Genomic DNA, 14,838 nt, shown 5'->3' with positions numbered 1-14,838 from the left:
AGCGTGAGAGCTGTCATGACTCGGCCTCCGATTTCTTCCGCTGAAACCGCGGCTTTTTGTCTTTATGGGATCAGTTTTGGCACCGTGAAATGGAACATTTGTCATCACTTATTTTCGCTTGACCCTAACACAGACGTCAGGGTTTATAATGAGATTATCTCGAGCATAAGGAGAGGATGCAACTGAATATTTAGGGAATTAGTGGAGCTGATCGGGAGCAGCAGTCCAGTGTCCCGAGATAACTTACTCCGAGCATGCAAATGCTGGGATAACAGGATTTCCATTCGTGGTACGTGATAATGGCCTAAGAGTGTGAAGTTTAATGTGTATAATCTAACTGGAAAGGAAGAGAATGCTTTATGGATATTACACCACAAGAAGAATCAATGATTAAGGCTTTCCGTGAGACTGACTTACCACCTTTATTTGTGCTCATACGGGTCAGAAATGATATTGCAAATGACATTGGAAATGTCAAAGAGAGCCAAAGAGATGTTATTGTTAAAACATTAGAAAAATACATCAGCCTATTATGGGAAGACTATCATGATGGGAAAAAATAACAAGTTAAAGAAAGCCCCTAACGAATTAATCTTAACAATGCGGTGCCTGCAAACCTTGGTTGTGTTCGGATTTACCTTGAGGCGGCCGCTTAGAATTCTAAATGAATAAGTTCGTTAAACATAAAACATCGTCAGGTTTTTAGGCGATGTTTTATGTTTAATATTGCTGCATCGCTGAGGGCTACAGGAATGGAATTTGACAAGAACATTATCTCATTCCCGACGGAGTTATTCTGTATGTAAATCCTTAGTCCCTAGTCCTCAATACGTTACTCATAATACGAACGGGCAGGATACTTCCAATATGTGTTAATAAAGAAATGGTAGACTTCTGCGAAGAAAGAGGTAGGCTCGGTTGAAATATATCGAATTAGGTGTAGGAAATACCTGGATACTCCGAACGGAATCAGAATTTGATGATGGGTCTGAGATTGAGCATAAGGGTATTATTAAGCCGATTATATTTCACTCCATCTATTTAAGAATATGGATTGGGAAGATAGAGGTGGCCAGATTCTGCTTGTTACCGGGGGAAAAGGATATTATCAGGAAAAAGGCAAAACGGTACAGGAGCTGCATGAAGGGGATGTAGTAAAGATCCGTCCAGATGTGAAACATTGGCATGGTGCTACACCGGATAGTTGGTTTACACATATCGCGATAAGTACTAATGTCCAAAAGGGAGACACCGAATGGTTGGAACCCGTAACGGATGAAGAATATAACAATTTAAATAACAAGTAGGATTCCAAAACGGTTTAATCGGTAATACCCGCAAGTTAAAGATATCTGTTTTATCCTTTGGAGTGATAGTAATAGAACATATTTTAATTTACAGCTCGGAAGCGTCGCTCTATGAGGGTATTCTAATCGAAACAGACGCCGCCGCAGTAAAAAATTGTTTTTAAAAGGTTCCACTTTTGGCAATCCTATACCAAAAGGTGGTGTTTTATATTGTGGATTATAAAAACAGAACATAAAAGAGATGAAGATGGTGGGACGGTAGCTCTAGAATTGGAAACCGAAGATAAGCGTCTTGATGTTAATGTTAGATGGGATGGTTGTACAGAAATTCACGTATATTCAGTTACAGAAGAAAATCGTGAACTTAAAGATACTTTTCATACGTGTGATTTAAAAGGATTTATTGATACGTTGAAGACCCTTGATAACGTTTGTCAGGATTACTTTGGTGAGGGAAGTTATTGGGAACGAAAAAAAGATGAAGAGGAATAGCGTACGCGAAGCAATACAATGAATATTCCGATAATGACCCGCATAATGCGGGTTTTCGTTTTTTATTCGGATAAGTAAGGTGTTCAACTACAGGGCAGTAATGTTCAACTAAAGCTGGACTCTTACCTAGATTGACAAAAGCAGATGTCATTGAAAAATGTGAAATGGATCATCATCCCTTTTACTTATGTCGCGCATTAAATTTTGCCTTTATTCAAGCGGTTTTGGTTCCTCTAGGTAGTGAAGTGAAAGATGAGAGCGTATTAAAATGGGGGTTTTGGGGGAGGCATATATATGGGTATGATTCTTCTTATATTTTAGTAGAAAGACGTATACCCGGTAAGTAAATAAATGACGAAGGTACCGATAAATAATAACCCTTTTCAATAAGGAGGTCTTTAAAGCCAAAATACTACTATTGTTGAATTTTGAGCAGTTTGACTGCGGTTCCGGAAGCCCGCGATGAATCATCGTTGTGAAAAGAATCAGGTCAGCCTGAGGAAGAGCTAAAAAATGCGCCCCACCCGTTGCAGCAAGCGCATTTCTATATGTTCATATGTATTGGACTATGCTTTTGCTAGTTTCTCTCTGTCAGCTGCTTGTGGCGGCTGTTCCAACCAACCATTTTGTATCAAAATATCTGTTCCATCTTTTGCAAAATTCAGTAAGTCGAATGTAAATTTCTCCTAAATCAGTCCTAGGACTTTGACCAAGACTTCTACCATAATGTGCAATTCCAGCCGAATTTAATGTGGCAGCATGGAATAACATTAGTTTATCTGAAAACGGGGCAACAGTTGATTCTGTTGGTAATGTATCCCATGCACTGGCAGAAGGAAGATATTCTTTACTTAGTAATGATCCGAATATTTCAACATGTTTATCCGCAATGTTCCTGCCCCTTATGAAATAATCGCGAACTTTCTCATTCTTTGCAACTTGACTATATCCAATTAGTAGTGATCGACCCAGTTGATTTTGTATTAGGTTAAAATAAATATGGTTTATTTCAATTGCATTTAACGGTCTGCCATGTCCAAACAAGCCCGCGAGATAACTTTGATTTTGAACGTACTCAACTTCTTTGGGAATCGGAATAAAGGGAGATCTTATGAACGTTCCTTTTTTAACATGATTTGCTTTATTGAGCAATCTAGCCGACTCATTTAATCATTCGGTAAAGTATTCACATAAATCCAAGCGAGCAGCATTGGCCAAAGCCATTGTATAAAATTCAAGACCAACTTTACCAATATTCTGAAGGTAAAAAAGATAAAAATTATCTAGAAACAAGCGTGGAGTTTCTTTATTAACATCTAATTTTTCTGAAAATCCGTCTGGAACAGGGTACTGCTCCTCAATGAAAAAAGATTTTAATTTTTGTACGTGTGCTCGTGATAATTGTATCGCAAATTCAAGGACGGAACGAATTTCTGTATCTTCAACATGTGACAAGTAATCCCCTAGTATAATATTATCACGGTTGACATTACTATTCAGTCGTGCGGAGATCGAGGAAATGTATATTTATAAAATAGTTGGTTAATTTAATATTTGTTGTAAATTGAAATCATGGTAGGGGGAAATATATGAGCATTGAAATAAAACCTAGGCAACCTAAGAAGTGCCGAGGATGCATATGGGGCAATTGGGATGGATTGAAACAGTATTGTAGTAAAATACAATGTATTAAGTAATGAATGTTATTCGGTAATAAAAAGTAAAAAGTATTTACCACTCCAGATTTTTTTGTTTCTCGTAAATTGAATTATATGAGGTACTAAAAAAATGAGCAAGACCATAAATAGAGTGCTATTAAAAGCCAAGCCACTTCGAATAGGAAGTGGCTTTTACTTGATTGTTGGGGTAAGTGCTGGTGCAATATTAATTGGACCAAATATTAAAATTATATTTTCCCTCATTACGATAGAGAAGACTTGTTCAAAGATGATACAAAGAAAATAAATAGAATGCTAAGGATTTAAAGAAATGATTTTTCTAGACTATGTGGAGTAACCCAAAATAAGAAATATTAAACGAGAAAATTTCTCTTTTTAAATAGGGATTTCGCCTTTATTCTTGATTTAAGACAAAAGAGCAAAAAAAATAATAAGTAACCAGTATATCATATACTCGCTCTACATCACGATTTCTCTACTAATGGATAGGATAATATCGATGACTAGAATTTAAATTGATGAATCGTACGATTAAATGGACATGGGGAGGAGATAAGCATATTTGAAACCAATCATTCAACTATTGCATTTTGGCTATCATCAGACGATGAGCTGCATATTTCCTGTTGCGATCTTTGGAACTTTAGCTCTCTCTAGCGTAATAGCGGTACCTTTCATTCATCGTTATGATGCCATTCTACTTATACTGCTTGGAGTGCAATACTTCATGTACCGCAGCGGATTAGAGACACGTGATGAAATCAAAGTAATCTGTATATTTCACTTTATTGGATTGTTGCTGGAGTTATATAAGGTATGGATGGGATCATGGTCATATCCTGAGCCTGGGTATACGAAGTTGCTCGGTGTCCCGCTCTATAGCGGATTTATGTATGCAAGTGTAGCAAGCTTTATGTGTCAGGTGTGGCGGAGACTGCGGATGGACATGACTGGCTGGCCTGGGCTTAGGTCTTCGGTGCTGTTAGGAGGAGCCATCTATTTCAACTTTTTCACACATCATTTTATTCCCGATTTTCGTTGGTGGTTGACGGCACTTGTGTTTATTATCTTCTGGAAAACACGGATCATATATCGGGTACGGACTATAACTTATCGAATGCCCTTAACTCTCGCTTTTTTCATTGTAGGTTTTTTCATTTGGTTAGCAGAAAATATAGCAACATTTTTTGATGCTTGGAAATATCCTGATCAGCACCAAACTTGGCAACTGGTTAGTTTCAGCAAGATCAACTCATGGTTTCTTCTGGTAATCATTAGCGTCATCATCGTTGCCCAACTTAAAAATGTTAAAGCTAGTCGAACAAGGAACGATTTATTTTCCTGCTAAGATTACGACGAAGAACGTTAGTGTAGGAGCTGTTTTGTAGCAATGCAACATGATTCATTCATGAGTATTAAAAGTGGTATTCACTCCATACACATAATCAATGAGACTCTGTATGGAAGGATCAAAAAATGAAAATCGTACTTTACGCCATAATCGCAATTAGCTTCGTTATACTAACAGCTTGCAGTAACTCATTTAGCGAATCTGATGCTGTGAAAATTACTTTATTAAAGATTCATAAATTAAACGAACCTCATTTAAATGTGGATTTCCCCAAACGAACTGGATCTAAGACAATGAAGGTTCCGATAGGTGGAATGTACGGAAATAAAACCATTTTAAAGTTAACCACCCATGTTGAAATGATTGATAAACAAACATATGAAGTTACGCTTATCAAAGATTGGAATTACAAGGTGAATGATATAATAGTTCTTAGTTATTGGAAGTTTAGGGTTAATGAAAGATGATAAGGATGATTTAATGGCGATAATTGGATAATATTAAACTATTTTAGAATCCATTTTATCACCAATATGATTTAAATAACCGGAAACTTAATTGAAGGAGCTGGCTTCGCGGCAGCTCTTCTTTGTGTATTAAAGTAAACGGGCAGAATACTCCAAACTACTATATAAATAAATTTGTAGATAACAGGATTTTAGTCAAAACAGTAAAGAAGAACTCATTCGAACTCATTAGTATCTGAAGCCAGTAGTTATTCAACTATCGGGAAACGCTAGCACGGTGAAAAACCAAATAGATTAAAACCCCCCAATTCAAGTAAAGGACTAATAGATGAATTCGGAGGTTTTTGTATGAAATTTAAAAGATTAATGGATGATGTATGATGCGGATAAACGTATATTAGGATTCAGCTCGCACACTTAATTTGTTGTCGGAATACGTACAGTTGTGATAGGATGAAAAACAGACTCTCTGCTTCTAAACGTACAAGCCGGCTTCCGGATCTTGTGCAAATTCGAAAGCAACCAAATAGAGATTAAGAGTCTTGGATATGGAATGAAGAATAGGAGATTCTCTGTATTATGACCTACAAGAACAATCAGCATGTGTTTAGACTAGCATTACTGCTCGGTTTATTTTCGACACTCGGGCCTTTTACTATCGATATGTATTTACCGGCGTTCCCGGAGATTGTAAAGCAATTCGATACGACGGCTTCGCTGGTACAGCTCAGCCTGACCGCTTGTTTACTCGGACTCGGCATCGGCCAGGTAATCATGGGTTCGCTGAGCGACGTCTACGGTAGACGCAATCCGCTGCTTATCTCCATGGCCGTTTATGTCGTCGCCTCGTTAGCTTGCGCATTCTCGCCAAATATCGGGCTGTTGATCGCATTCCGGTTCGTGCAGGGTTTTGTCGCTTCGGCGGGCATTGTCATTTCCCGCGCGATCGCACGCGACCTGTACAGCGGTCACGAGCTCACAAAATTTTTCTCACTGCTCTTGCTTGTCGGTAATTTGGGTCCGCTCGTGGCACCGGTTACCGGTAGTGGGATTCTATCTTTCACTACTTGGATCGGCGTATTTATAGCGCTGGCACTGCTGGGGATCTACCTATTGACGATGACAAAATGGAGGCTACAGGAGACTCTACCATCAGATCGCCGCAGGCCCAGCAATATCGTGCAGCAGCTGCGGAACTACGGATCGCTCATGCGAGATCGCCAGTTTGTCGGCTACATGCTTGCACAGGGTATTATGATCGCGGGGGTCTTCGCGTATGTTTCGGGAACGCCCTTTATTTATCAAAATATTTACGGAGCTTCGCCGACCGTATTCGCTCTTTTGTTCGGATCAAACGGCATCAGCCTGATCATCGGCTCCCAACTGGTCGGGCGGATGGCGCATCGCGTATCCGAACACGCCTTTCTGTTGTTCGGCCTATGGCTTGCCTGCTTGGCAAGCGTCGTTGTCTTAGTGGTGGCCATCGTCCATGGACCGCTTTTCGCATTGGTGATTCCGCTGTTTTTCTTCGTAGCGGCAATCGGCATTACATCAACGGCAGCATTCCCGCTTGCAATGGAGAGCCAGGGTCATATGGCGGGCAGTGCTGCTGCGCTACTTGGTGTCATTCCCTTCTTGCTCGGAGCAGTCGTCTCTCCGCTAGTCGGCATCGCAGGTGAAGACACTGCCGTTCCGCTAGGCGTAATTATTTTATTGACGAGCACCGCAGCGATGCTGGCTTACTTCTTTCTGGTAAGAAGAAGCCTGCGTGGAGCAGCTTAAGTTAGTAGCATGTGGTAAATGGAAAACCAGTCTGGCACTGTAACTTAGTGATGGACTGGTTTTGATTTTTTAACAATAGTATTATTTTCATGAATAATTTTAATCAGGTAAAATTAAAGTGGCTATTTTTTATATATAATGTTTTTAAACTAATGGGTTCGATTGCATAATATGAATCACACTAGGCTACCAATAAACTATAGCCATTCCACACAAAATGAGGAAAATATTATATGATTGAATGAGAATAGCTTCTAAATTCTATGAGGAGGTTGGTTGATTTGAAAAGAGTAGGGATTATTGTTGGTAGTTTAAGGGAAAATTCGTTTAATCAAATGATTGCGAATACGATCCCTGAACTCGTAGATTCCGCAAAATATGAATACATATCGATTGAGAATCTTCCCTTGTATAACGCGGATTTGGATCATGGAGAAGGGCCAGACCCAGTTATGCATTATCGTGAGGCGATTCAAAAGACGGATGGCATCATCATCGTTAGTCCAGAGTATAACTCAGGAATACCGGGTGTACTGAAAAATGCGCTGGACTGGGCATCGACACCAACCAAAACAGCCGTTCTAATTCATAAGCCTGCAGGTGTGATAGGTTCAACACCTGGCGCAAAAGGAACGATTCTATCGCAGCAGCAAATTAGGCAAACGTTGGATGCCACCCAGTCATATGTTATGCCGTCTCAAAAAATGTATATATCTCAAGTTTTGGATAAGATTGATTCAGATACTCGCAAGCTCATAGATGAAACGACCCGCAAATATCTGCAGCGCTATGTACAATCGTTTATGCAATGGATAGACCAGGTACAACGGCTGAATGAGTAGTACAGGTTCTACACATTCAGATTTCATCGTTGATCGAATATTAGAAGAAGTTAAAAGCAGGTTTTCCTGACTTAACAAACAGAGACGAATTGGAGGAGCTTGCAGCGAAGCAGCTCCTCTTTCTCATTGAAGTAATGGGCATCACGGAGGAGAGTATTATCGACAGAACGAAAGATATGCTTTCGAGCTCTTTGGATGAAAAGATAACTTCAATCTCTTATCTATCCCCGCTTTTGGACAAGAATATATCCGTTGATATTGATCATGGATACGCATCTGGCACTAAAATTGTTGACGAGAATAAAGCAGTAAATGCATTTGATATTCCTATTATGAACGGAAGAGATGCTTTTGATTTGAATTTCTATAACGAGAACCATGAAGAGTATTTAAAGATCGATGGACAATCCTATATCAGTGAAGATGCTATTCAACCCATTTATGAAGGGAACGACTCATTTTGCATCATACCATCCAATGGTCAGGCTGTATGGTATAAAATTGATGGAAAATCAGCCAATCGAGTTATGAACGTTGAGACTCCGGTAAGTGGGGGATTTGCCGTTTATGACGCGAAGGGAATGGTTATGAACTTTTCAAAGGCAAGCAACAATCATTCAGTAGTGCTGCCTGAAAGTGGGATGATCGTTTTTGGTGGAAATGAGGGGGATGTATTTAAAATTAATTTGAAGAATAAATAGACTACTCAACTTTCCCACCTACGAAAAACTAGTTAAGCCTAATGACGCATCCATGGTTACACCCGAATAGAGGCACTGGGTCGCAAACCCGATGCCCAGCCTTTTTCTGCTTTTTCATTATTTATCTATATCCTTAGATATAAAGCCCGGCAATACGCCGAGCTTTATATCTTACTATTGAAGTATGCAATTCTTTAGCTTGTATTTCCGTCGCTTTATGCCCAGTTTGGCGGTTATTAAAATATGCTATCAGGCACGTAATAAACTTTCTGCGTATTTGTTTTATTTACTGGGTCTGTAACTATAGTAAAATAAACGTTACCGTTTTTTGTCTGTACTCCCTCGATTTCATGGGTTCCCACATTTGTAATATTCACAAGGGTTTTGTATGCTCCTGTGTTTGACATCATAGCAATCTGCGGAGTATCACCTTCCGCGCCGCCTGACGTATATATTTCCGTATTATCGAGCATATCAGCACCCTGGAAAGATCCGTTCGGTCTGACTATAGCACTGCCCGACTGCGTAAAGCTGGTAACGCAGGCGCTTTCCGCCGCCGCACTGTCCATTCGTACCTGTTCATTGCTGTCAAGAAGCTGGTTCAATGCTACCGTGTCATAAATTGACCAAGTTACAGTTCCTTCTGCAGTTTGTATGCGGAAAATAGTATAGGTACTGTTGCCGCCGGCATCAACACGGTAAGTCTCACCTAAACTTGTACCGGTCTCATTGGCATAATTCATATAGGTGAAGCGATGAAGATCCGTATAATCATATGTCGCGCTGGGCGAGTATTGAAGTCTTGCTACCTGGAGCGACCAGTAATACGATGTTGAAGGATCCGCTTTCGAACTGAAATAAAAGTAATTTATACCATTGTATGTGTACATATCAAGTGTTTGGCAATGACCGGCATTGGTGACAGTCATTTCATCAACGTATGTTGCGTCACTTCCGTTTATGAGCAATCTTGAAAGATAGCATGTTCCCCCAGACCGCTGAGTTACGTAAAGATACGTTGAAGCGATGTAAGCTTTCTGAACAGCAACGTTGTGATTAAGTCCTTTGAGATTGTATGCGAGTGTTGCCGAAGCGTTTACAGTTTTCTGAGGAGTTGCCGCAAATACGGGCAAAACAGACATTCCCGAAATAAGAATTGAGAGAACAACAGATGTGAGTAGTTTTAATTGCCTTTTAATAAGGCTCAATGCTTGAACTTGAAACATACTGATACCTCCTTTGTTGTCCAATCCTTTCCATCTTGATCCAATGCTCCATGCTACTTGGCCGTAAGCAGCGAGCGGCACCTCCTCCTTGTCGGATGAGCCCGGTCAACAAAATAAAAACCCGAACAATAAGACAGGCTCGCAGGCGAGCGAATCAAATTGTTCGGGTTTTCTCATGGACTCCAACCGTCACATTAGTATTCATATAAAGAGTGAATAGTAAGCGCTTTCAATGTTCATGCTATCAGCTTGTTTCCAGAAAGTCAAGCGATATTTAGCAGTCGGCTTTGCTCAAACAGAAACGATAGCTGAATACCAGATAGATCGGCAGCCTCTTCTAAACTACAGGATAGAATAGCGCAACAAGACGTAACCTGCAATGGAGAATACTTGTTACGATACAGGCAATAATACCCTTAACTGAGAATTATAAGGAGAAATGTTTTGTATGGACATACCGTTCATTATATTTATTACTTTGGTGGCATGTTTAATAGGAAGCATTGATCTCAAAGTCGAGGCCCCGGAAGGGATGAAGTATGTGATTTGATCACGGAAAGTCAAGCTGTTAACAAAGCGAAAGAAGATCACTAATTAGTTGGCTTACATTTTGCTATTACGAAATTGATATATTGGAGCAGTTTGTTAAAAGCAACTGCTCCTTATTTCGTTGACGAGTATCAGATTGTTGGGGAACACAATGAGAAGGACACTCACTATGAAGCCGCTGTTTCTCTTGTTGGGGGCTGTTGTACTTTGCGTCAGCGGCTTCAGTTTGAGCGGATTCCTTCAAATGCGTTCATTACCAAATGCTGCACATAGGAATCGTCTAACTTTCCACCGATCACCAGCAAGCGATAGAAAATCGGCCCGTAAATGAGATCGGTGCTTAATTCAATATCGAGATTTTTTTTTAATTCCCCGCGCTGAACCCCCTGCTCCAGAAGACTCCTGGCCTCAAGCCGACGTGGATGGAAATATCGGGTCCGATAGGCCTCCGCTAATCCTGAGTCAAACTGCCCCTCGCCTATTAACTCCGTAATGATTGTACCCTCCCGACTTGTCAAAAACCGGGCTAAATTCGTGGCGTGAATAAGAACATCATTGAATGCCGAGCCCGTGTTAGGCACGGGCAATCTTGCCGATGCGGCAGATAGAAAACCATCAATCACCACGGCAGACTTATTAGGCCACCATTTATAAATGGTGGCTTTGCTAACCTTGGCGCGATCAGCAATTTTTTCAACTGTGACCGATCCAAAGCCATCTTCCAGCAATAAATCATAGGAAGCGGAAAGGATAGCTTTTTGCGTTTCAACATTACGCGGCCGCCCTCTTTTGACCTGCACCGGAATCATCCCTTTCGAATCAAAACTAGATAAATATAAACTATACGTTCAGTATATCAAATATGAAACAAAAAGTAAAAATAAAACTGGCTATTTACAAAACGATACGTTCAGTATATGATTTAATCAATAATTAATGAACTATACGTTCAGTATTTAATTTGTGATGGGAATCAAAAGTGATTTATGCTTCCGTAACTTGAAAAATAACCACGAGGAGGAGGAGCTACAAAAGAACAAGTAATGAAAGAGAGCTGCATCTCAAGTTGGATTATGATTTCTGTTGACAGCGACTTTCATTTTCTTCTTTTTATTGAATAAATTCAAAATGTCGTGAAATAATGGATTCATTCACTACAAAGCAATTTCTGATAAATAAAATTATTTCCAAATAAGGAGTGGTACCTATGATTGCTTCAAAAAAACAAGTAATCGAGAAAAATATTCCAACATGGTTAACCATGCTTCTTGCGACTGCGTGCGGTATCATTGTAGCTAATCTTTATTATGCACAGCCTTTGGTGGGGTTAATTAGCTCTTCAATCGGGCTGTCTGCTAGCAGTACTGGCTTGATCGTAACATTAACCCAGATTGGATACGTTGTCGGCTTGCTATTTATTGTACCTTTGGGTGATATTGTTGAAAACCGAAGGCTAGTAGTATTATCGTTACTTCTCACAGCAGTTGCCTTAATCGTAACAGCAATGACGAAAAATCCTATGCTTTTCTTAGCGGCTTCCCTTTTTATCGGATTGGGGTCGGTCGCAACGCAAGTGCTCGTACCTTTTGCATCATACCTTGCATCAGAATCTACACGCGGCCGCGTTGTTGGCAATGTCATGAGTGGTCTGTTACTTGGCATCATGCTTTCACGTCCGTTATCGAGTCTGGTGGCTGACTTCTTTAGCTGGCAAGCAATATTCGCCTTATCAGCCACAGCTGTCATTGTCTTGGCGATCTTACTGTCAAAAGTGTTGCCAGCAAGAAGGCCAACGGCAAGCACGAACTATGTAGCGCTGCTTGTCTCAATGTGGCATCTGCTGCGAACTACCCCGATCTTACGCCGTCGCGCTGCTTATCATGCGTGTGTGTTTGCGACTTTCAGCTTATTCTGGACAACTGTTCCGTTATTATTATCTGGCCCCGTTTTTCATTTTTCTCAGAAGGAGATTGCTTTGTACGCACTTGTTGGAGTCGCAGGTGCAATAGCTGCGCCTGCGGCTGGCCGCTTAGCTGATCGGGGCTGGACTAGACCCGCCACAGGAATAGCTCTCGGTATTGTCATCGTTTCAGTGTTGTTGCCGCTGATGATCCAAACCAATTCCCCTATCGGAATAACAGTTTTAGTTATATCAGCTATTCTGTTGGACGCTGGAGTATCCGCAAATCTTGTACTGGGACAACGTGCGATCTTCTCGTTGGGACCGGAAATTCGAAGCAGATTGAACGGGCTATTCATGGCTATTTTCTTTTTTGGTGGCGCTTTGGGATCTGCTTTGAGTGGATGGGCATACACATCAGGGGGGTGGAGTGCAGCACTATGGATTGGAATAATTTTTCCGATCATTGCCCTGCTTTATTACGCCACAGAGAAGAAGTAATTCTTTGAAGAGAAGTTCTTTAAGTTAAACTTTAGCAGTCAGCAAATTTGACTGCTAATTTTTTTGAAAATCCTAAGAAAACGCAAGTTAACGTGCCCGATGATCTATGGCGACTATTACTTCGCTGAAGCGGTATGCAAGCTGCGCGGCTTACAGGAAACATTCTGGTAAGAAAAGGCAATTAATGATATGAATTAACAGATCCAATTCTATAACCGGTACAATAGAAGAAGCGGCCTTCTCGAATAAGAGAAAAGGCCGCTTCTTTTTACTACCTACTGCGATTTCCCAACTAACTTTTTCGATAATCTCATCTACAATCCATGGGGCTTATCTACAGAAAATCGTAGTAGGGGATACTTTTCCGCAACAAGGATTGAATGATGCCGCGAAAGAAGTCACAACTATGAAGAAGGAGAGTAAGAATTAAAATATCTATTTATTTCGTTTAATAAATCGTGTATGATATATCATGTGAAACATAATGAAAACTACTTAACATAAATCCCATTAAGAAGGTGAGGTGATTGAAATGAAAAAGAGCCTAAGCCGCTATGTACTAACCGATGAAATCTATACATTGTTAAAGGAACGAATCCTTAACCATGAAATTGCTTCTGGTGGAAAAATCAATATTGATCAGCTAGCCCGCGACCTTGAAGTCAGTAACATTCCTATTCGAGAAGCTCTCACTAGATTAACAGCAGAAGGCTTGGTGAATACAGTGCCTTTTAAAGGTATGTATGTGGCTGAAATGTCGCTGCAAGAGCTGGATGAGATGTTTGAAATTCGGATGGAACTGGAAGGCTTGGCTATAAAGAAAGCCGCCCCCCAAATACCGGGTGTTTCCATTGCGGAACTGGAGCGGGCCATGCAAAGCTGGTCTAGCAGAAAACCGGCGGAATGCGAAGAAAAAATTCGTTTCATTGCCGAAATGAACGAAAGCTTGCATGGTTTAATTCTGGATCACTGTGACAACCATTCTTTAAACCAACTTATCCATTTATATATAGAAAAAATTCAGAGATACTTAACATTCATCCATAAAGGGATAGATCAGCAAGTGATTGAAGAAGAGTGGAATGAACATATGCTTGTCGTAAAAGAGTTGGCTGTTGGCAATTTTGAAGCTGCAGAAGAAGCTTTGCTTCAGCATTTAAAACATTCTCATATTCGGACTAGAAGTTTCTTTCTTTAATTTCTCAGAAAAAATCATACATGATATATGATATCGAAGAATGGAGGTAACTCTAATGAATCTAGCAGGAAAAACAGCCATTGTAACGGGGGGCGGATCGGGTATCGGCGAAGCGATTGTCCGCTTGTTTGCTGCCCAAGGCGCTGCTGTCATCATAGCCGACTGGAATGAGCAGGGAGCATCACGGCTAGCAGAGGAATTAACATCGTCCGGACATCAAGTTGTGGAGGTAAAAGTCGATGTTTCAAGAGATTCGGATGTCCGGGAGCTTATTCAAGAAACCCTACATAGATTTGGACAGTTAGATGTACTAGTCAATAATGCAGCGGTTATTTTACCTAAGTTTCTGGAAGAAGTGGAGGAAGAGGAGTGGGACCGACTTTTTAATATTAATTTGAAAAGTGTGTTCCTGATGGTCAAGCACGCCATTGCTGAGTTAAGAAAAACGCGTGGTGCGATCGTCAACATGGCTTCCCTCAACGGTTTGATTGGGCAAAAGATGAATCCCGTTTATGCTGCAACGAAAGGCGGAGTTGTCGCCATGACCAAGGCATTGGCATTGGATTACGCACCGGATGGTGTCAGAGTGAATTGTATATGTCCGGCCGGTGTCTCTACACCCCTCCTGCAGCACTGGATTCAAGAGCAGGATGATCCGATGGCTACGATAAAGATATTGAATGATATGCATCCAATTGGCCGACCGGCAACCTCGGAAGAAGTTGCACAAGCTGCGTTGTTCCTAGCAAGCACACAATCCGGTTTCATTACAGGTGTTGCTCTTCCGGTCGATGGCGGAGCTTCACTTGGCTACTAATAGATTTTACTCATAAAAACTAGGGA

At 40.7% G+C, this 14,838-nt stretch carries 13 protein-coding genes and 3 pseudogenes; 12 read left to right on the top strand and 4 right to left on the bottom strand.

The window, feature by feature from the left end; all coding sequences use genetic code 11:
* The first annotated feature begins 359 nt into the window (after positions 1-359).
* From QFZ81_RS23815 to QFZ81_RS23800, 4 genes and pseudogenes are all read left to right on the top strand, one after another.
* Complete coding sequence (locus QFZ81_RS23815) at positions 360-563, top strand: hypothetical protein (RefSeq protein ID WP_307440946.1); 204 nt, start codon at positions 360-362, stop codon at positions 561-563.
* Between the two features lie 355 nt (positions 564-918).
* The gene (locus tag QFZ81_RS37480) at positions 919-1,155 is read left to right on the top strand and encodes a DUF3977 family protein (protein WP_373462608.1); all 237 of its coding nucleotides are present in this window, start codon (positions 919-921) and stop codon (positions 1,153-1,155) included.
* Positions 1,068-1,307 (top strand): annotated as a pseudogene (locus QFZ81_RS23805) (cupin domain-containing protein); the annotation flags it as partial. The gene QFZ81_RS37480 and the pseudogene QFZ81_RS23805, both read left to right, overlap by 88 nt.
* Before the next feature lie 210 nt (positions 1,308-1,517).
* Positions 1,518-1,799, top strand: coding sequence for a hypothetical protein (locus QFZ81_RS23800; protein ID WP_307440947.1), 282 nt, complete (start codon positions 1,518-1,520; stop codon positions 1,797-1,799).
* A gap of 566 nt (positions 1,800-2,365) precedes the next feature.
* On the opposite strand, the pseudogene QFZ81_RS23795 reads toward QFZ81_RS23800, so the two are convergent.
* Positions 2,366-2,843 (bottom strand): annotated as a pseudogene (locus QFZ81_RS23795) (DUF3231 family protein).
* A gap of 126 nt (positions 2,844-2,969) precedes the next feature.
* The gene (locus QFZ81_RS23790) at positions 2,970-3,269 is read right to left on the bottom strand and encodes a DUF3231 family protein (RefSeq protein ID WP_307607013.1); all 300 of its coding nucleotides are present in this window, start codon (positions 3,267-3,269) and stop codon (positions 2,970-2,972) included.
* Between the two features lie 771 nt (positions 3,270-4,040).
* Between QFZ81_RS23790 and QFZ81_RS23785 the strand changes: the two genes are divergently transcribed.
* The 5 genes and pseudogenes from QFZ81_RS23785 to QFZ81_RS23765 form a co-directional block, all read left to right on the top strand.
* Positions 4,041-4,826 carry a DUF817 domain-containing protein gene (locus tag QFZ81_RS23785; protein ID WP_307440949.1) on the top strand — a complete coding sequence of 262 codons (786 nt, stop codon included), beginning with the start codon at positions 4,041-4,043 and terminating at the stop codon, positions 4,824-4,826.
* 128 nt (positions 4,827-4,954) lie between these two features.
* Entirely contained in the window at positions 4,955-5,296 is a 342-nt protein-coding gene (locus QFZ81_RS23780; protein WP_307440950.1) for a hypothetical protein, read from the top strand.
* 579 nt (positions 5,297-5,875) lie between these two features.
* Positions 5,876-7,078 (top strand): multidrug effflux MFS transporter, encoded by a 1,203-nt coding sequence (locus QFZ81_RS23775; protein WP_307440951.1) that lies wholly within the window; start codon positions 5,876-5,878, stop codon positions 7,076-7,078.
* Positions 7,079-7,359: 281 nt separating this feature from the next.
* Positions 7,360-7,920 carry an NADPH-dependent FMN reductase gene (locus QFZ81_RS23770; protein WP_307440952.1) on the top strand — a complete coding sequence of 187 codons (561 nt, stop codon included), beginning with the start codon at positions 7,360-7,362 and terminating at the stop codon, positions 7,918-7,920.
* A gap of 188 nt (positions 7,921-8,108) precedes the next feature.
* Positions 8,109-8,621 (top strand): annotated as a pseudogene (locus tag QFZ81_RS23765) (serine hydrolase); the annotation flags it as partial.
* 236 nt (positions 8,622-8,857) lie between these two features.
* Here QFZ81_RS23765 and QFZ81_RS23760 read toward each other — a convergent pair.
* On the bottom strand, positions 8,858-9,847 hold the full coding sequence (locus tag QFZ81_RS23760; RefSeq protein ID WP_307440953.1) for a helveticin J family class III bacteriocin: 990 nt from the start codon (positions 9,845-9,847) through the stop codon (positions 8,858-8,860).
* Between the two features lie 770 nt (positions 9,848-10,617).
* Entirely contained in the window at positions 10,618-11,205 is a 588-nt protein-coding gene (locus QFZ81_RS23755) for a TetR/AcrR family transcriptional regulator (protein ID WP_307440954.1), read from the bottom strand.
* 398 nt (positions 11,206-11,603) lie between these two features.
* On the opposite strand from QFZ81_RS23755, the gene QFZ81_RS23750 reads away from it, so the two are divergent.
* From QFZ81_RS23750 to QFZ81_RS23740, 3 genes are all read left to right on the top strand, one after another.
* On the top strand, positions 11,604-12,797 hold the full coding sequence (locus QFZ81_RS23750) for an MFS transporter (protein WP_307605054.1): 1,194 nt from the start codon (positions 11,604-11,606) through the stop codon (positions 12,795-12,797).
* 532 nt (positions 12,798-13,329) lie between these two features.
* A complete protein-coding gene (locus QFZ81_RS23745) occupies positions 13,330-13,995 on the top strand; it encodes a GntR family transcriptional regulator (protein ID WP_307440956.1) in 666 nt (221 codons plus the stop codon).
* 55 nt (positions 13,996-14,050) lie between these two features.
* Positions 14,051-14,812 carry an SDR family NAD(P)-dependent oxidoreductase gene (locus tag QFZ81_RS23740; RefSeq protein WP_307440957.1) on the top strand — a complete coding sequence of 254 codons (762 nt, stop codon included), beginning with the start codon at positions 14,051-14,053 and terminating at the stop codon, positions 14,810-14,812.
* Positions 14,813-14,838 lie beyond the last annotated feature (26 nt).

Source organism: Paenibacillus sp. V4I9 (genome assembly GCF_030817295.1).
Classification (GTDB): Bacteria; Bacillota; Bacilli; order Paenibacillales; family NBRC-103111; genus Paenibacillus_E.
Note: the sequence above shows the minus strand (reverse complement) of the source record. Positions and strands in the feature narration are given on the sequence as shown.

What these genes read in the sequence shown, in the direction of transcription:
- QFZ81_RS23775 (WP_307440951.1), top strand. Translation starts at nt 5,876, where the DNA reads ATGACCTACAAGAACAATCAGCATGTGTTTAGACTAGCATTACTGCTC.
- QFZ81_RS23755 (WP_307440954.1), bottom strand. Translation starts at nt 11,205, where the DNA reads ATGATTCCGGTGCAGGTCAAAAGAGGGCGGCCGCGTAATGTTGAAACG.
- QFZ81_RS23780 (WP_307440950.1), top strand. Translation starts at nt 4,955, where the DNA reads ATGAAAATCGTACTTTACGCCATAATCGCAATTAGCTTCGTTATACTA.
- QFZ81_RS23760 (WP_307440953.1), bottom strand. Translation starts at nt 9,847, where the DNA reads ATGTTTCAAGTTCAAGCATTGAGCCTTATTAAAAGGCAATTAAAACTA.
- QFZ81_RS23815 (WP_307440946.1), top strand. Translation starts at nt 360, where the DNA reads ATGGATATTACACCACAAGAAGAATCAATGATTAAGGCTTTCCGTGAG.
- QFZ81_RS23745 (WP_307440956.1), top strand. Translation starts at nt 13,330, where the DNA reads ATGAAAAAGAGCCTAAGCCGCTATGTACTAACCGATGAAATCTATACA.
- QFZ81_RS23750 (WP_307605054.1), top strand. Translation starts at nt 11,604, where the DNA reads ATGATTGCTTCAAAAAAACAAGTAATCGAGAAAAATATTCCAACATGG.
- QFZ81_RS23740 (WP_307440957.1), top strand. Translation starts at nt 14,051, where the DNA reads ATGAATCTAGCAGGAAAAACAGCCATTGTAACGGGGGGCGGATCGGGT.